The sequence below is a fragment of the Candidatus Methylacidithermus pantelleriae genome, assembly GCF_905250085.1.
Classification (GTDB): Bacteria; Verrucomicrobiota; Verrucomicrobiia; order Methylacidiphilales; family Methylacidiphilaceae; genus Methylacidithermus; species Methylacidithermus pantelleriae.
Map to the genome: position 1 here is coordinate 1 of NZ_CAJNOB010000007.1, position 15,699 is coordinate 15,699.

The window sequence follows — 15,699 nt, forward strand, 5'->3', positions numbered from 1 at the left end:
GCTTTGGAAGGGCTTGAAAGAGAAGGACCCCGATTGGGTGTGCCAGAAAAGGGGAGACTCCTTTTGGAGAGACTGGTGGGGTTAGCCTCGCGCTTTTCGATCCTTCGCGCGCCGCGGGGATTGGGCCTCCTGGCGGGTGTGGATGTGGTGGACAATAACGGTCGTGCCGATCCCCAAAAAGCTATCCAAATAGCAAAAAGGCTTTTGGAACGGGGGCTTGTGTTAGTTCCTAGCGGGGTCAAGGGCTCTAGCCTTTCCTTTTGTCCTCCCCTAACGATCCGGAGGAAAGAATTGCAATGGGCCCTTGAGGAGCTTGAGCGGGTGCTCGGATCCATGGCCTAGGAATCTTTGGAAAAGGTCTGGAGGGTCTGAGCTTGGGATGATCCATCGGTTGTTCTATAAGCGTTACGCCGGCACGCTGGACGAGATTAAGGTTTCCGGTGGCGGGATCTGAGCGTTACGGCAAGAGGACATGGTGTGCCGCTTTCCTAGCGGAAGTGGAGAGGTGGGGGGTGTGGCTTGGGCGAGACAGGCCCATCGCACCGGTTTGTCCAAAAGTTGGCGACCAGAGGTCGGTGGTCGGGTTGGAACGCAGGCTGTGGACTCACCATGGGCACAAGGCGGCTGGGGACAACACTAGGGTTTGGGTAGGCCATTTGCCTCGATGCTGCACGGCGGCGGGATGAGGCTCTCAGACGTCCCCGTGGAGAAGGCACGGGCCAACGGGATTGGCTGTCGCCACCGCGTCCTGGATCGCAAGGTTGATGCCGACCCCACCGATCGGCGACATCGCATGCGCTGCGTCACCGATGCAGAGCACTCCACTTTGGAACCATTTCTCGAGCCGGTCGACGACAACGGTCAACAGCTTGATCTTGTCCCAGTCGTTTGAGCTCGTGCACACGATCGGCGAGGCTCGGAACGATCTCCACCAGGTCTTGGCGGAATGCAGGGAGGCCTCGCTTCCTGATTTGGTCTGACTTTCCCTTCTCGATGACGTAGGCGCACTGCCAGTGATCGTCGCGACCGAGCATCACCAGGATGTGGCGGGGTGCGAAATGGCCAAGCAGTGCATGCGGCTCATCGGTACGGCGGGAGAGGCGCAACCAGAACACGTCAATGGGAGCACCAAGATCGCGCACTTTTAGACCGGCCTGGGCTCGGATGGTGGAGTGCCGACCGTCGGCGCCGATGACGAGGGGGGCATGTATCTCTTCCGTTCCGCAGGGCGTCTTTGTCCTCACGCCGACAACGCGCCCATCGTCTTTGAGCACCTCAATGCCCTTCGCCTGCATCCGCACGTGGAAGGTAGGGAAACGCTTCCCGTGCTCGGCAAGGAAGTTCAGGAATTTCCATTGTGGCATGAAGGCAACGAACGGGCAGCGCGTCGGCAGGCGCGTGAGATCGGCGATGGTGATCGTTTCTACACCCATCTCAATGTCGACTCGGCTGGCTTCGCTGTGAGGAAGCGCTAGAAACGTTTCAAGCAGGCCGAGCTCGTACATGATTTGAAGCGTAGACGGGTGGCTCGTGTCGCCACAGAAGTCGCGGAGAAAATCGCCGTGCCTCTCCAACACAACGGTCTTGATACCCATGCGTGCTAGCAGGAAGCCGAGCATTATCCCGGCTGGCCCGCCACCGACGATGCAGCAGCGGGATTCCACCGAGGTGTGAATGTAGCACCGCCATCATGCGCGGTAAAAGAGGGTCCGATGAGAGAAACCCGAGATACTGGTTGACACCGAAACCCTTCGATTACAGGGCTTTTGGGTCGATCGGCTGCCAGCAGCAGGTGTTCCTGTTGGTCGCCATTGCAAAAGCGATGACGATTCCCAACTTTACCTTCACTCCTGGGTGTGTTGGAAAAACACCATCAACCCTGCACGCTGATCCGATCTTCCTAGCTGCATCCGTCTTTTGCTGCGGCCTCTAGGAATAGCGGACGTCCTTTCCCGGCTCCATCTCGAAGTCTAGCTCCAATGCCTCATGGCGGTGGGTTTCCAGTACCTGGCGCTCGAATTGAACGTAGATGGCACTTTCGCGAATCACGGAAAGCTTCTGCATATCGTCCGTGTCAAAAGAATAAAAAAAGCCGTACGGATTGCGGAGACTGTCGATCCGTTTTCCTACACGCAAATTGAGCACTTCCGGAATCTTAAGAAGCCGGATCCGGGTCTCGACCATGAGGTTCTCCAGCACCTCGTTGGAAACTGGCTCAAGAAAACGGACAAGACAGATATGGTGAACCATAAGCTTTTTTGTCTTAGAAGGCCTAACTTGAAAAGCTTCTCTTGTACCTCGTCAAGAAAGACCCGTGCCGCCGGTGGGCCGCTATTTTTTCCCCAGCACTACTGACGAATTTTTTGCAATAGAAGCTCCTGTTTTTTTTACCTTGGGCGTGAATGAGATCTTGGGCGAGGGCCCTCCCAGCCATTGCCTCTGTTCTGGAATTTCTCAAAGACGACGGCGAGCTTTCCGTTAAGCTTTCTCTTGACAGAAGTGCAACCACTTCCTCACACTGTGGCTCCAATGCTTGGAGGAATGAAAAGAAAGACGGAGTGGATGGCCGCCCCTGCAACCCCTTCAGTCCCACCGGAACCGCCCCGGGGAGAGCTTCCAGAGGTGACCGTACTCAATCCTGGGGCAGAATTCAAAGGGGTTTTGGGTTTTCGGGGTGAGCTTCACTTGAACGGGTGCTTGGAAGGCACGATTGTGTCCGAGGAAGGAACGCTTACCATCGGGGAAGAGGCGATGGTTAAAGCTGAGATCCGCGTCCGGGATGTGACCATCTTCGGAAAGCTTCAAGGCAATGTGGTGGCTCAAAACAAAGTGGATCTCCGGGGAAAGGCCCAGATGTACGGGGACGTGAAGGCAGCACGCTTGCTTATTGACGAGGGTGCTGTCTTTGTGGGGAAAGCAGAAAGCCTTGTGGGTGCTGAAATTCCCAAGCCAGATTTTAGTCAGATGTTTTCGCTTTTGCGTTCGGATCGAAAGGTTAGCTAACGTTTGCTGGGTTTCTGGGAGGAGGGGAGATGGGGGAGGATGGGCCCACCCAAAAAGTGTCGCTTATCTCAGCACTCCAACCCATATGGTACCGGGCAGCAGCCATTGCGAGCGGTTGCCTTCTCCAACTCGGCGCTGACATCCATTGGGAGGGACTGGAGCATATCCCGGAACGGGGGGGTTGTCTTTTAGTTTCCAACCACATTAGTCACTTTGATCCCATTCTTTTGGGTGCTCTGTGTTCCAGGCCTGTGGATTACATGGCCACAGAAGAGTTTTTTCGTGTACCCATCCTGCGTTGGATATTGCGGTCAGTTTACTGTTTCCCAGTGGACCGGCAGAGGATGGACCGGCAGGCGGTTCGAACGGCGTTAGAACGGTTACGGGCCGGGCGAATGGTAGGAATTTTTCCGGAAAAAGGGATCCGTCATGGGTGCCAGTCTATCCTTTTTGATGCTAAACTACCCGACAGCCCCGTAGCGCTGGCTCAACTAGCCGCCGTTCCGATCCTTCCTGCTGCGGTGGTGGGGTCCGATCAGCTCTACGAGCCGACGGCTTGGTTGAAACGGTGCCGGGTGTTTGTGGCTTATGGGGAACCCTTCTATGTGGGTAAGAGGGAGGACCGCCAGAAGGCCACCTGGAAGCTCCAATTGGCCATCAAGTCTCTCTTTCGCGAACTGGGTCGTCGTTACCGGATCGAAGAAAGAGAATACCCGCGCTCGGCCCAGGAGCGTTGGGCTGAGGTGTGCTAAGGGTTGACGGCGGCTGGAGCTTTTGTTTTTCACGTGTTTGAGCCCTGAAGGTTTTCGGGTGGGGGTTCGCGAGGGTTACCAAAAGCTAAACAGTATAAAACAGTATAGGAACCCATAAGGCTGTTCGTCGTATCATCTCCGAATGAAGTTGGGTATGTGGGCCAAGCGGGAGCGTGTTTGGAACAAGGGGGCTTGGCAGATGCGGAAGGAGGGGTGTTTGTCTTTCCCCGCAGAATAGTTGCGGAGCGGGACGGTAATCGTGCATGCGGAGGCGGCATCACCCGATGGAGCGGTGCGCTACGCACGGGTGTGCAAGCGTCGATCAAACAGCGGATGGACGAAGACAATTGGATTGGGTTCTCCGGGTTGGCTCTCGAAGCAACCGTTGCGGATCGTCAAGGCCGTCAGGGAAATGGGCTCCGGGATAAACGGCCATCGTAGAAGGCTCAATTGGGCAGCTACGTGATCCGAAGGCTAGCGTCATCCTGGTCGAGGAGCGCGACCGGCTGATCCGCTTTTGGCTTTGAGTACCTGAAAACAGCATTGGCTGGCTAGAGTTGATCCATCCTGCTGGTGGATCCGAATGAGATGACCGACGGTACATATGCGCGAGCTACACGAAGAGATCGTTCCATTGTGTGCCAGGCTTTGCGAGAAGAAAATCCGCGCAGAAGGGTGCCAACAACGCGCCCGAAGCGAGCGCATGAGAAAGCTCTTTATTTTCCCTTACTAGACGCGGTTGCCGGTGACGATCGAACAAGGGGGACGTTGCTTGCCACCTATGTGACGCTCTATGGTCAGGTGGAGCGGAGTTTTTTCTCTTAGATGCATGCTGGTGTTTCGCTCAGCAAGCTAAAGCGATTTTTCTTGCGGTTTGGCTTGGCCGCCGGAGAGTTCCATGCGCTCCGGATCCGAGCTCGAAGGAAAGATCGCTTCGAGTCGCGAAAAGCGGTCCGAGACCATTGGGGAAGTTAACGAGCCGGATGCGGAGGAGCGGAAACGGTGATCCGCAAGCTCAAGGAAAAGAAGCCAGGATCAAACGTTTTGCAGGAAAAAAGGAGCGGCTGAACCATCCTGCGAACCAGGCGGTACCAGCGCCTGGCCGATCAGGGGTTCGGGCCGGTGGGTCTCTTTTTTGATGCGCGCCGGCTCTTCCCCGTAAAAACTTTTCCTTGGAAGATGACGGGTGCGGCAACCGTTTGGACTGGAAGGAGATTTGGCAGGTGGGCGGAAGAGCCAGTTCGATGTCGCTCGGGTCGAAAGACAAGACTGCCGGGACTCCTCCTTTTTACCCACGCTATCGACAGACGGGAGCCTATCAGCTGCGCTTGCAGGTACCGAACGGATTGGGAGGCTGGCAAACTCGTCCGGAACCGAGAGGGATTTTGCGTTTAAGCTACCGTTTCGTGTGGGACCGGAAGGGGTGGCCGGTATTGGCAAGCGTCAAGGCGCGGATCCGTTTCCCTGGTAAGACGCCGCCGTGCCGGAGCCCGTCGGGATCGACATGAACGAAAATCATCCCGCTCTGCGGGAAACGGACTGCTTTGGCAATCGCTTGAAGATCCGCGGGATCCCGATTGAATCTCCGTGGCAAAAGCGAGGAAGAGGCCAAAGCGCTTTTTAGTGATGCGTGCGAAGGGATCGCTCGGTCCTCCGCCGAATCGGGCAAGGTGCTTGTGATCGAACGATGGGATCTTCGCTAGAGGAAACTCGAGTTGGAGTTAGTGGATCCCGTTCGGGCTTGGTTCGCTCTCTCTTCGTCTAGGGCCAAGGCGATTGCGATGGTGAAGTCGGCTTTTTTGCTGCCGAAGTCGAGGGTATGGAAGCCGATCCGACCCGCATGTTTGTGGCAGAGGCGGTCAACGACGCGCGCGGTGAGGGCAGAAGTTTTTTACCAGGGCGCGGCCTTGTACCATTGCTCGGAGGGGGTTGGGTCTCTCCGACCGCCGGTCGGTGCAGGAGGCAGTCCTGCCTACTGGCAATGGCGGTCATGTCACGCTGGCCTACCCGAGAGGTTTCGGACCAAGCGTGTATGGTCGTTTCTCTGGTGGGGGTTTGGAAGAGAGTCAAAGCGGCGCATGCGGCGCATGCCCGCTCGGGAGGCAATGGAGGGCTTTCCCGCGCCTCTGTCGCGCGAAAAGGCGCGACTGGGCGCTTACCTAGGGGTTGTCGGTGAAACCCCAGCGCGCAAATCGTCGTCAGCGCTCTTCGGCTAGTGTCCCGGACGATCTCTCCTGGTAGGGGAATCGTGGTTTATGGCTTTAGGAACGGTTGGTTACCGGCATCTTTGCCTTTAATAGCGCGGGTATTGGCTAACACCTGGGTCATGAGCGGCGAGCCAGCGCCACGCAAACTCTCGCTAGGACGATTCGAGCGGCACTAGAAACTCCCTTTTCTTGGGAGTGGAAGAGTTCTCTCTGGTTTGACCGAACGGATCCTTAAGGGAGAGGAAAGTTTCGAGTTTACGCCGCTGAGGCTTGGGGAGATTTCTTTTTCCGTTCCTCTTCCAAAAGAGAAAGAGCAGTTTCCACAAAAGCAAGGTGCGCCTTGACCCGGCAACGGATGTCCCACTCGGATGGGGTCTCCATGGTGTAAATCCGAGGGCAGCCCGCGCGGTAAAGATAGACAGCCTCCGGCATCCCGATTTTTAGGAACCGTTTCCAACGCAGGGGGCGCCGAAGAACCCCGGTATCGTGAGGGCGACCCTCGATGCGGGTGCGGCTATCGATTGGACAATGGATTTGGGCGTTTTGTATCAACCGATGTCCCCAGGAGGAGACAGTCGCTGGCGTTTCATAGAGGTAAATCCCGCAGGCGTCGTAATCCTCGTGGAGCAAAAGAGCAAGATCAAAGGGTCCTCGAGCTTGATAAACCTGTCGGAGTGTTTCTACTAAGGGAACATCGTCGCGTAAAAACGATCGGTTCAAATCGATCCCCTCTTCGTTATAGCGCGAATTGTTCCGCAGGCCCCATGGGTTTAAACAGGGGAGGACGGTAAAACAGAATGACTCAACCCATTGTGGAGGGGTTTCCATCCACTGGAGGACAGCTTCCACACCGGCGGGCTCATCGCCGTGGATGCCAGCAGAAAGAAGCACGTTGGGTCGGGTTCTTTCGTTAGAGCCGCTGAGAAAACATTCTACGCCATCTTTTCCGATTCGGTGCAGGAGTTTCCTTTTCCAACCCAGCGCTCTGGCGGCGCGGCCGGCCCTTTGGGAAACCGCTTCGGGATCGTGGAGCAAGCAAAGATCCTGCAGCTTCATGGTGGGTTCGTGTTCCCCTTCCCGTTTTTACGGGAGGGGCCGGTTGTCCTTAGGGTGGGTATTCGCTTCGACATCGAACCAGGTGGCGTAAGCCTCCTCATGAGGAAGCTCCTGCCACGTTTTCTTTTCTTTTCTCAAGCTATTTTCCTTGTGGCGAAAGCGGGCTTCAAAATCATGAAGGCTTTTACGAAGAAGTTCCTCGGCACTGAGCTTGTGGCAAAGGGCGAGACAAACCACGGTCCACAGAAGCTCCCCCAGAACTGTTTCTGCGGTGCAGCCATCCTCGTCGCTCATGGCTTGGAGTTTTTGTACCAACTCCCGCACCCGGTTAACGAGCCAAGAAGGTTCGGGAAAAGAAAGACCCGCTCCGCGAGCTCGCTTGGCTAGTTTCTCGGCTCGCAGAAGCGAAGGGAGGGGTTTGGGAATCCCATCCAGTTCACTGCTCCGGTCCTTTTTTTCCGCCTTTTTGATTTGGTTCCAGCGTTCTACCACTCCCTGGCTGGACAATGGCTCGGGCTGGTCTCCAAAAACGTGGGGATGTCGTCGAAGAATTTTCTGGCACGCTTCTTCGGCAATCTCTTTGAGATCGAATTGGTTTGCTTCGTGGGCCAGCTGGGCATGGAAGGCGATGTGAAGCAAAAGATCCCCAAGCTCTTCCTTTAGGGCCTCGGCTTGGCCACTATCGATTGCCTCGACGGTCTCGTAGCATTCCTCCAAAAGCTGTCCTTTCAGGCTTTGGTGAGTTTGTTCCCGGTCCCAAGGGCATCCTTTCGGTCCTCGGAGGATGCGCAACAACTCTTCGAGGCGTTGGATGGGATCTTGAGGTAGGGTGTTCATGGAAGGGCAATTAATTCGATTTTCGAAGGATCGGCAATCCCTAAGCCATACCGGGCCGCCGTTTCAATGTAACGGGTCCTTGGCCCAAGCGGTGGCAATTTGGCTTCCCTTCGCCAGGTCTCCAGTCGGGCCCGCACGGTGCTGTCAATGGCTACGGGATCCCGGGAGAGATAGATGCCGCCGAGTGGATAGGTGTATTGCGGGGCACATCGAGGCCCTCCTCCATACTGGATCATAAGGCAATCGAGCACATGGAGTACGGTTCGCGTACGGACAAAGTCTTGCGAAAGAATCTCTGGGATAGCGGGGTCCCCCCAGATACCCTCCGAAAGGAATCTGCGGCTATTATCTACTATCCCTAAGGCTAGATCGGCAAGGCATCCCAAAAAGCCGACCGAAGGATGATCCACGAGCACAGGGACGTGAACAATTTTGGTACAAATCTGCGTAGCCAGGCGGGCGTAGAACGAGCGATTACTGGTGCTGGGATCTTCGGAGCTAATACCTCCCGATGCTTCAGCTGGATGTTCAAGCTCCCAGCGCCACTGTCCAGCTGACGGCCGAGTTCCTCGAAATAAAAGATCTCCCCAGATTAGTTTGCCCCACAGTTCGTTCACATAATAGCGATGGGGATCGAACCCAGTTTCGGGGATGACCGAAGCTACACGGCAGCGAAGTTCCGTTGGGGCGGGCAAGTATCCGGAGTTTCTGAGATCGTCCTCGAACTTGTCCCAAACGATAATCTGGGAAGGTGCAAGGCCGCTTTCGATCAGACTATCGACAATCGCACGCACCAAGGCCAACCGGGTTGCCATAAGGGGACCCGCGGTCGTTGAAATCTTAATCCCGACCGTATCCGAAGGTTGAACGCCCAGTGCCTCCCTCCATGCTTGGACCACGCTTTGGGTGTGGCACAAACGCAGAAGTCCTTGACGAAAGAGCGTGCGCACCGCCTCACTGTCGACCTGGAATTGTGAAGCGACTCGTGGGTTTTCTAGGTAGACCACCACACTGCCCGGTTTACCCGTGGCTTGACCATATTGGGTAGGGCAGGCCAAAAAGAAAAGGCCAAGGGCCACTGCGGCCAAGCCAAGCCTGCGGAAGCTGGGTGGGTTTTGAGAAAGGGTTCTGAGAAACCGGTGGCGGTTCATGTCACGGCAAGACTTAAGAAAGATCATCGAAGAGGTGCGAGCCGCCAATGACATCGTGGAAGTGATCGGCGGCTACGTGGCGTTACGCCGCGCCGGTTCCCAGTACAAGGGCTTAAGCCCGTTTACAGCAGAAAAAAATCCTTCCTTCTTTGTGGATCCGGTCAAGCAAGTCTTCAAGTGTTGGTCTAGCGGCCATGGTGGAACGGTCTTCGATTTTATCATGCTTTACGAAAACGTAGATTTTCTGACCGCGTTGCGGCGCTTGGCGGAGCGGGCAGGCATCGATCTTTCCCAGACCCTGGGAGGCTCAGGAAAAGACGGGCAACGCCGGCAGAAACTCTATCACGTGTGCCAAGCCGTCGGAGAATTTTGGGCGCGGCTCCTGCGGGACGATCCCGGGGCCCAGAGTGCGCGAAAGTATCTCGCGGACCGGGGGATCTCTCGCCAGATATGGGAGGAACTGGGATTAGGATTTGCTCCTGATGGCTGGCAGGCAACCCTCGGGTGGGCGCAACAAGAAGGAATGGAGCCCGATCTTTTGGTCGAGGCGGGGCTAGCCATCCGGTCCTCTTCCGGTCGTCCCTACGACCGGTTTCGGAACCGGGTCATTTTTCCGATTCGAGATGAGCAGGGGAGAACGGTTGGGTTTTCCGGAAGGATTTTGCAAGCCCAGCCAGAAACGCCCAAATACATCAACTCGGCAGAAAGCCCGATTTTTTCGAAGGGCAAGATCCTTTTTGGGCTCGATCGGGCAAAGCGGGCGATCGCCCAAGCGGGTTATGCTCTTTTGTGCGAGGGGCCAATGGACTGGGTGCAATGTCACCAGGCCGGGCTTTCCCAGGTGGTAGCTGTCCAAGGGACTTCCTTCACTCAAGAGCAGGCAAACCTGTTGCGCCGGTTTTGCCGCCGTGTGGTTGTCTGCTTTGATGCGGATCCGGCAGGGGAGCGCGCGACAGCCCGCACGTTTGAGCTTCTCCTGTCCTGTGGCTTAGAGGTCGAAATCCTCTGTTTACCGCCGGGCGAGGACCCGGATAGTTTCCTCTGTCGCTATGGGCGTGCGGCCTTTGAGGAAAAAATTGCGCAAGCCGCTCCGTACATTCGCTTTCTATTGGATGTGGTGTGTCGCCGTTTCGATCTCACAGACCCGGGGGGTTGCGCGGAGGCCAGCGGGGAGATCGCCCAGGCTTTGGCGGTCATTCCAGATCCCGTGTATCGCGAAAAGGCCCTTTGGGAAGCTGCAGCCCGTCTAGGGGTTTCCTTTCGTTCGCTGGAACGTCGCGTGGGAGAGGCTGGCGGGACGCGCGAACCCAAGCGCGAGGGACTAGGCGAAGGCCACATTTCCGGATTGGGGCCGGTTCATCCGACCATTCGAGCGTTGGCCTCGCTTTTGCTTGCGCATCCAGAATACGCTGGCATCATCGATCGGGAGCTTTCCCGGGAGATCCTCCAGAGTTTTGTTGGGGGATCGGTGGTTGCTGATCTCGTTGCAGAGGAACTTTCCGGAGACTGGCAAGGGGCTCCTCATTTTTTGGATCGCCTTCCGAAGGGGCCGCTGCAAAGTTGGCTTGCGGGGCTTTTGCTGGATCCTGAACCGATCGATCCGGAGCTTGATCTCCAAAGTTATGCTCGGGGGCTGGCCAATCAGCTCAAAGAGTTGTGGCGGCAACAGCGGATTGAACGCTTGGAACAAGAAATTCGCGCCGGCCAGGGCACGGCGGAGGAAATCCTGGCCAAGACTAGGGAGTTACTTGACCTTCGGAGGGTCAACTGCTAGCTTTGAGTGTCTTGTTCCTTTGGCCTGGAACCCCTTTAGGACCCTATGAAGCGAACCAATCGTCGAACCCAAATGGAACGATCCTCTGAGTCCTTAACTGGAACCGATTACTCTCCCGTCAAGTTGGATCCCTCTAGCTTCTCCCCTAATGGCCTCGACTCTCATAGCTCGTCTTTTTTGTCCCGACAGAAGGGGGGGGTGGGAAAACTTTCCGAATTGTGTGATGGACTCCCTGAAAAGCAGGAAATTCTTCGCCATTTAATTCGCTTGGCCAAGGAGCAGGGCTACCTGACCTCCGACGATGTGAATGAGGCTCTTCCAGAGGGTAAAAACGGGCCGGAGGAAATTGAAGAGATCCTTTCGTTTTTGCACAACCTCGAGATCAAGGTAATTGACCCATCGGAGGTAGATCGGTTCAAGGGATCGGGCCGCATGGACCTGGATCGGGAGGAGGAAAAGGAAACAAAGCTGGACATCCTGGATGATCCGGTACGGATGTACCTCAAGCAGATGGGTCAGGTTCCCCTGTTAACGCGGGAGCAAGAGGTTGAAATTTCCAAAAGGATTGAAGAGGCAGAGCTGACGATGCAAGCGTGCCTTCACCGGTTTGGTTTCATTGCCCAAGAGTATCTTCAGCTTGCCAGCAAGTTGGAACAGGGAAGGGAACGGTTTGATCGAGTGATCCAGGACAAAAAGATTGAAAGCCGTGACCAGTATATGAAGTCCCTCAAAGGACTGACGCGAAAGGTCGAACAGGCTATGCTCGACTTAAACGAGCTGTATCGCAAGGTTTGCCAATTCAAGCCAGGGAGTCGCAACCAGATCAAATGGAGCAGGGAGTTTGAGAAAAGACGAGGAGAACTGGAGAGGCTCTACCCGAAGTTTTACTTTAAACAGAAGGTCATCGAGGATTTCGCCGCGGTGAGCACGGCTCGTTTTGAAGAGCTGTTGCGTTTGGAAGAGGAAAAGAAGCAGCTTGTGGCTGGGCCGCTCTGCGAAGAGAGGAATAAGCGACTAGGGGAAATTGAGTCTCGGATAAAGGAAATGGAGCAGGAAGCCTGGTGTAATGTCGAGGATTTTAAGAAGTATCACAAGGAATTGCGAGAGGCGCTCGACCGCGCGCTAAAAGCCAAGACGGAGATGGTGGAGGCCAATCTTAGGCTCGTCATTTCCATTGCGAAAAAGTACACCAACCGGGGCTTGTCCTTTTTGGACCTGATCCAGGAGGGCAATATGGGGCTTATGAAAGCGGTCGAGAAATTTGAGTATCGCCGCGGCTACAAATTTTCCACCTATGCGACCTGGTGGATTCGCCAGGCGATTACCCGGAGCATTGCGGATCAAGCCCGCACGATTCGGATCCCGGTGCACATGATTGAGACCATTAACAAGCTCATGCGTGTTCAAAAGCAATTGATCCAGGAGCTCGGTCGAGAACCTTCTCCGGAGGAAATCGCCGAGGAAACCCAGCTTCCGGTGGAACGGGTACGGGCGATTCTCCGCATGGCTCAGCATCCGATTTCCTTGCAGGCTCAGGTAGGGGATAGCGAGGACACTACGTTTGGAGATTTTATCGAGGATAAATCCGCCGAGAACCCTTCAGAGATGACAGCCTATTTCCTCTTAAAAGAAAAGATTCGTCATGTCCTCCATACGCTGACCGAACGGGAAAGAACGGTGATTGAACAGCGATTCGGGCTTGTCGATGGTTATCCTCGCACGCTGGAGGAGGTAGGGCGTCAGTTTAAGGTGACCCGGGAGCGGATCCGGCAGATTGAAGCAAAAGCCTTGCGAAAAATGCGCCATCCGACCCGGTTACGACATCTCCAGGGGTTTTTGGATGGAGAGCATGCCTTTTGTAGCTAGGTGAGGCTCGAACAAGCCGTGGCGAGGGAAGAAGAAGGGAAGACGCTGGTCAAAGGGGCCCAGAGCCGGGATAAAAACCTGGAGCTGGCGCTTCAAGCTATTACCAAGCAGTACGGGGACGGTTCCATCGTCCGGCTGGGGGATGATCGTGCCAAGCTGGCTATTGAGGTGATCCCAACCGGATGTCTGGTGTTGGACCAGGCGCTGGGAGTGGGCGGGTTCCCTCGGGGTCGAATTGTAGAGATTTTTGGTCCTGAATCCAGCGGTAAGACCACCCTGGCCCTGACGGTCTTGGCACAGGCTCAGCGGATGGGGGGTGTTGGGGTGCTCATTGACGTCGAGCATGCTCTGGATCCCAATTACGCCCGCCGTATTGGGGTAAACATGAACGAGCTTTTGGTTTCCCAGCCGGATTCGGGAGAAGAAGCGCTTATGATTGCTGAAACCCTCATCCGATCCAACGCGGTAGATGTGGTGGTCGTCGACTCCGTAGCTGCGCTTGTTCCCCGGGTGGAGCTTGAGGGGCAAATCGGTGATGCAACGGTCGGAGCGCAGGCACGGCTTATGAGTAGCGCCTTGCGAAAGTTGACCTCGCTCATCAGTCGGGCGAAGACCGTGTGTATTTTTACCAACCAGTTGCGAGAGAAAATTGGGGTCCTCTTTGGCAATCCCGAAACAACTCCTGGTGGGAGGGCGTTGAAATTCTACGCGTCGGTACGCATCGATATCCGAAAAGTGGCGCAACTCAAAGCGCCCGATGGAAATGTGATCGGAAACCGGACACGGGTCAAAATTGTAAAAAATAAAGTGGCCCCTCCTTTTACGGAATGCGAGTTTGACATTCTGTACAACGAAGGGATTTCTCGAGAGGGGGCACTGGTAGACTGGGCTTTGGAAGTGGGGCTTCTTGAGCGTAAGGGTTCCTGGGTTTTCTTTGAAGGTCGGCAGGTGGGGCAAGGCCGAGATCAAGCGGTTGCCGAGCTAAAAAAGAACCGCGAGCTTTACGAACAGCTCGAGGCCCGCGCGAAGGCCCGGCTTGCGGAACACGAGGCCTCCTCCGGGCCGGTAACCGCACCGAAAATCGCCGGGATTAAGGCAGAGCATTGAGGATCGCTCGTAGTACCTGATATGGGAGCTGCGTGGCGTCCACATGGAGGACAAGGTCCTCGGAAAAACACGAAAGGATCGGCCGCGTTTCTTCCTCATAGGTCTTTAGCCTCTGGAGAATCACCTCTTCCTTTGCGTCGTCAGGTCGGCCTTCCTTGCGTGCTCGCTGGCGAAGACGTTCCAAAAGGATCGCTCGGTTGGGGCAACTTAAGTGAAACACCCTGAGGATTTCGACATAAGGGGCTAGCATGTGAACCTGGTTTACATTGCGGGGTATGCCGTCGAGCACCAGGTAATCCTCCTGCGGCCGGAAGCGTCCTTGGTCGATCATAGAGCGGAGGTGTTCTTGCCAGATTTGAACGGTGAGCGCGTCCGGTACCAGCTCGCCCCGGGTCGAATAATGCCAGAAAAGTTGCCCTGCCGAAGACTTGGGGTCAAGGGACCGAAAGATCTCACCACTGGCGCAGTGAAAAAACCCGGGGATCGTTCCTAGGATCTTGCCTTGGGTCCCCTTTCCAGATCCCGGGGCTCCCAAAAGAAGGAGGGATCGGTAGCGCACAGCCGTTTCGATTAGTAGTAAAGGCGGCTTGCGTTGGCAAGCGAGCCGTCCCATAGTCTTCGAAAAAAAGGAAGAGTGGTCTTTTTTTCGGGTCCCTGGCTGATTGGGCTGGGAGGATCCGAAAAAAAAGAGCCTTGGAAAAAGGGAAGGATACATCTTTACGGAACAAACCGCTTCTTTAGGCAAGCCTATGACCTTCTTTGCCGCAGCTACCGTACCCACGCTTCCGCAATTGGGAAAGGTTTTCACGGTGTGGGAGCTTTTGCAGTCGGCCGGATGGGTGATGATCCCCCTCCTTGGCGTTTCCGTTGCGGTTGTGGGGCTTGTTTTTTATTATCTGGTCTCGTTACGAGACAGCCGGATTACAACTCCAGAGTTAGAAAAAAAAGTGGATGCTTTTATTGAGAAGGAAGACTGGACCGGGCTTGCCGGATACCTACGCGGTCGCTCCCAGGCATTGGCGCGGCTATTGCGTTCGGTCCTTCATTTTGTGTGGAAGCAAGGTGAGGCGGATCCGGAGGCGATTCGTGCAGTAGCCGAATCCACAGGGTCGGCAATCGTTGCTGAGCTTGGCCAGCGGGTGATGTATCTATTGGATCTGGGGGTCATCGCTCCCATGGTTGGGCTTTTTGGTACCGTGATCGGAATCCTTCGCTCTTTTGGCTCCATTGCTGCAGAACCTTCCCCGATGCGGACGATGCTACTGGCGGGAGGAGTCTCTCAAGCCCTTGTTTCCACCGCGGTGGGACTGATCGTGGGGATTACGGCCATGTTATTTTACTCCTATTTCCGTGGAAAGGTTCAGCGGCTGGTCAGCCTTTTTGAGGAACGCGCCACCCTGCGGGTACAGGAGCTTGTGCTGGCAGTTAAGAGGGAAAAGGGAAAATTGTCATCCCTATAGCAAGGGCCGAGCAGAGCCATGAATCTTCGTCGAAGGCTGGTTTTTGAACCCATTGGTTTTCAATTGGCGCCGATGATTGATGTGATCCTTTTTCTTCTGTCCTTCTTTCTTCTCACCTGGAATCTGGCTCGCTACGAAGCCGATCTTTCCATTAAGGTTCCCAAGGCCAAACATGGGCAAGAGCCCAATCGCTTACCAGGGGAAGCCGTTGTCAATGTGAGCAAGGACGGCAAGGTCAACCTCAATCGGCGTGTGGTTTCCCGGGAGGAATTGGAAGAAATTCTCAAGGGCTTGGTGGAGCAATATCCGGACCAGGCAGTGATCATCCGGGCGGATTCTGATACGAGCTATCAGGTGATCGTAAATGTGCTAGATGTGTGTCGAGCTGCCAACGTGTGGAACATTGCCTTTGCCACCACCCGACCCGAAGAAAAGACCTCAACCCCCTAAAAGGTGACGGACCCGGCTCTCTTTCTTTCGCCGGCA

Annotated in this window: 19 protein-coding genes; 12 read left to right on the forward strand and 7 right to left on the reverse strand. The window is 55.5% G+C overall.

Features of this window, described 5'->3' with window-relative positions; translation table 11 throughout:
• A partial coding sequence (locus KK925_RS03100) for an aminotransferase class III-fold pyridoxal phosphate-dependent enzyme (RefSeq protein ID WP_214096246.1) occupies positions 1–342 on the forward strand: 342 nt, incomplete at its 5' end.
• 349 nt (positions 343–691) lie between these two features.
• On the opposite strand, the gene KK925_RS11395 is transcribed toward KK925_RS03100, so the two are convergent.
• The 3 genes from KK925_RS11395 to KK925_RS03115 form a co-directional block, all read right to left on the reverse strand.
• Positions 692–904 (reverse strand): FAD-dependent monooxygenase, encoded by a 213-nt coding sequence (locus KK925_RS11395; protein WP_407929032.1) that lies wholly within the window; start codon positions 902–904, stop codon positions 692–694.
• Positions 804–1,664, reverse strand: a complete 861-nt coding sequence (locus KK925_RS03110) for an FAD-dependent oxidoreductase (RefSeq protein ID WP_268905621.1) — start codon at positions 1,662–1,664, stop codon at positions 804–806. The genes KK925_RS11395 and KK925_RS03110 overlap by 101 nt, the downstream gene beginning before the upstream one ends.
• 265 nt (positions 1,665–1,929) lie before the next feature.
• Positions 1,930–2,250 carry a hypothetical protein gene (locus tag KK925_RS03115; RefSeq protein ID WP_174582938.1) on the reverse strand — a complete coding sequence of 107 codons (321 nt, stop codon included), beginning with the start codon at positions 2,248–2,250 and terminating at the stop codon, positions 1,930–1,932.
• 291 nt (positions 2,251–2,541) lie between these two features.
• On the opposite strand from KK925_RS03115, the gene KK925_RS03120 reads away from it, so the two are divergent.
• The 6 genes from KK925_RS03120 (at position 2,542) to KK925_RS03140 (ending at position 5,971) form a co-directional block, all read left to right on the forward strand.
• Positions 2,542–3,003, forward strand: a complete 462-nt coding sequence (locus KK925_RS03120; RefSeq protein ID WP_174582939.1) for a bactofilin family protein — start codon at positions 2,542–2,544, stop codon at positions 3,001–3,003.
• Positions 3,004–3,032: 29 nt separating this feature from the next.
• Positions 3,033–3,755 carry a lysophospholipid acyltransferase family protein gene (locus KK925_RS03125; RefSeq protein ID WP_174582940.1) on the forward strand — a complete coding sequence of 241 codons (723 nt, stop codon included), beginning with the start codon at positions 3,033–3,035 and terminating at the stop codon, positions 3,753–3,755.
• 588 nt (positions 3,756–4,343) lie between these two features.
• Entirely contained in the window at positions 4,344–4,580 is a 237-nt protein-coding gene (locus KK925_RS03130; protein ID WP_174582941.1) for a hypothetical protein, read from the forward strand.
• Between the two features lie 361 nt (positions 4,581–4,941).
• A complete protein-coding gene (locus tag KK925_RS03135; RefSeq protein WP_174582942.1) occupies positions 4,942–5,226 on the forward strand; it encodes a hypothetical protein in 285 nt (94 codons plus the stop codon).
• Between the two features lie 106 nt (positions 5,227–5,332).
• Positions 5,333–5,458, forward strand: a complete 126-nt coding sequence (locus KK925_RS11235; protein ID WP_268905622.1) for a hypothetical protein — start codon at positions 5,333–5,335, stop codon at positions 5,456–5,458.
• Between the two features lie 78 nt (positions 5,459–5,536).
• Positions 5,537–5,971: a hypothetical protein gene (locus KK925_RS03140; protein WP_174582943.1), complete on the forward strand. Its 435-nt coding sequence runs from the start codon at positions 5,537–5,539 to the stop codon at positions 5,969–5,971.
• A gap of 246 nt (positions 5,972–6,217) precedes the next feature.
• Here the strand turns inward: KK925_RS03140 and KK925_RS03145 are convergent, their stop codons facing one another.
• The 3 genes from KK925_RS03145 to KK925_RS03155 are packed head-to-tail and all read right to left on the reverse strand — an operon-like array spanning position 6,218 to position 9,033.
• Positions 6,218–7,018 (reverse strand): M14 family metallopeptidase, encoded by an 801-nt coding sequence (locus KK925_RS03145; RefSeq protein ID WP_174582944.1) that lies wholly within the window; start codon positions 7,016–7,018, stop codon positions 6,218–6,220.
• A 27-nt stretch (positions 7,019–7,045) separates the two neighbouring features.
• The gene (mazG, locus tag KK925_RS03150; RefSeq protein ID WP_174582945.1) at positions 7,046–7,855 is read right to left on the reverse strand and encodes a nucleoside triphosphate pyrophosphohydrolase; all 810 of its coding nucleotides are present in this window, start codon (positions 7,853–7,855) and stop codon (positions 7,046–7,048) included.
• A complete protein-coding gene (locus KK925_RS03155; RefSeq protein WP_214096247.1) occupies positions 7,852–9,033 on the reverse strand; it encodes a DUF362 domain-containing protein in 1,182 nt (393 codons plus the stop codon). The genes mazG and KK925_RS03155 overlap by 4 nt, the downstream gene beginning before the upstream one ends.
• On the opposite strand from KK925_RS03155, the gene dnaG reads away from it, so the two are divergent.
• Genes dnaG through recA form a run of 3 tightly spaced genes read left to right on the forward strand, consistent with a single transcriptional unit; the run spans position 9,005 to position 13,753 of the window.
• A complete protein-coding gene (gene dnaG, locus KK925_RS03160) occupies positions 9,005–10,780 on the forward strand; it encodes a DNA primase (protein WP_174582947.1) in 1,776 nt (591 codons plus the stop codon). The two genes, KK925_RS03155 and dnaG, sit on opposite strands and share 29 nt — an antisense overlap.
• A gap of 45 nt (positions 10,781–10,825) precedes the next feature.
• A complete protein-coding gene (rpoD, locus tag KK925_RS11345; protein WP_174582948.1) occupies positions 10,826–12,646 on the forward strand; it encodes an RNA polymerase sigma factor RpoD in 1,821 nt (606 codons plus the stop codon).
• 18 nt (positions 12,647–12,664) lie between these two features.
• Positions 12,665–13,753: a recombinase RecA gene (gene recA / locus KK925_RS03170; RefSeq protein ID WP_174582949.1), complete on the forward strand. Its 1,089-nt coding sequence runs from the start codon at positions 12,665–12,667 to the stop codon at positions 13,751–13,753.
• Here the strand turns inward: recA and KK925_RS03175 are convergent.
• Positions 13,737–14,312 (reverse strand): nucleoside monophosphate kinase, encoded by a 576-nt coding sequence (locus tag KK925_RS03175; protein ID WP_174582950.1) that lies wholly within the window; start codon positions 14,310–14,312, stop codon positions 13,737–13,739. The two genes, recA and KK925_RS03175, sit on opposite strands and share 17 nt — an antisense overlap.
• Before the next feature lie 190 nt (positions 14,313–14,502).
• On the opposite strand from KK925_RS03175, the gene KK925_RS03180 reads away from it, so the two are divergent.
• Positions 14,503–15,213 carry a MotA/TolQ/ExbB proton channel family protein gene (locus tag KK925_RS03180; RefSeq protein WP_174582951.1) on the forward strand — a complete coding sequence of 237 codons (711 nt, stop codon included), beginning with the start codon at positions 14,503–14,505 and terminating at the stop codon, positions 15,211–15,213.
• Positions 15,214–15,231: 18 nt separating this feature from the next.
• A complete protein-coding gene (locus KK925_RS03185) occupies positions 15,232–15,663 on the forward strand; it encodes an ExbD/TolR family protein (RefSeq protein WP_174582952.1) in 432 nt (143 codons plus the stop codon).
• Positions 15,664–15,699: the final 36 nt, after the last annotated feature.

Excerpts from the sequence above, each read along its gene's own strand:
- mazG (WP_174582945.1), bottom strand. The coding sequence starts at position 7,855 with ATGAACACCCTACCTCAAGATCCCATCCAACGCCTCGAAGAGTTGTTG.
- KK925_RS03185 (WP_174582952.1), top strand. The coding sequence starts at position 15,232 with ATGAATCTTCGTCGAAGGCTGGTTTTTGAACCCATTGGTTTTCAATTG.
- KK925_RS03125 (WP_174582940.1), top strand. The coding sequence starts at position 3,033 with ATGGGGGAGGATGGGCCCACCCAAAAAGTGTCGCTTATCTCAGCACTC.
- KK925_RS03120 (WP_174582939.1), top strand. The coding sequence starts at position 2,542 with ATGAAAAGAAAGACGGAGTGGATGGCCGCCCCTGCAACCCCTTCAGTC.
- KK925_RS03140 (WP_174582943.1), top strand. The coding sequence starts at position 5,537 with ATGGTGAAGTCGGCTTTTTTGCTGCCGAAGTCGAGGGTATGGAAGCCG.
- KK925_RS03145 (WP_174582944.1), bottom strand. The coding sequence starts at position 7,018 with ATGAAGCTGCAGGATCTTTGCTTGCTCCACGATCCCGAAGCGGTTTCC.
- KK925_RS03115 (WP_174582938.1), bottom strand. The coding sequence starts at position 2,250 with ATGGTTCACCATATCTGTCTTGTCCGTTTTCTTGAGCCAGTTTCCAAC.
- rpoD (WP_174582948.1), top strand. The coding sequence starts at position 10,826 with ATGAAGCGAACCAATCGTCGAACCCAAATGGAACGATCCTCTGAGTCC.
- KK925_RS03180 (WP_174582951.1), top strand. The coding sequence starts at position 14,503 with ATGACCTTCTTTGCCGCAGCTACCGTACCCACGCTTCCGCAATTGGGA.
- KK925_RS03155 (WP_214096247.1), bottom strand. The coding sequence starts at position 9,033 with ATGATCTTTCTTAAGTCTTGCCGTGACATGAACCGCCACCGGTTTCTC.
- dnaG (WP_174582947.1), top strand. The coding sequence starts at position 9,005 with ATGTCACGGCAAGACTTAAGAAAGATCATCGAAGAGGTGCGAGCCGCC.
- KK925_RS03130 (WP_174582941.1), top strand. The coding sequence starts at position 4,344 with ATGACCGACGGTACATATGCGCGAGCTACACGAAGAGATCGTTCCATT.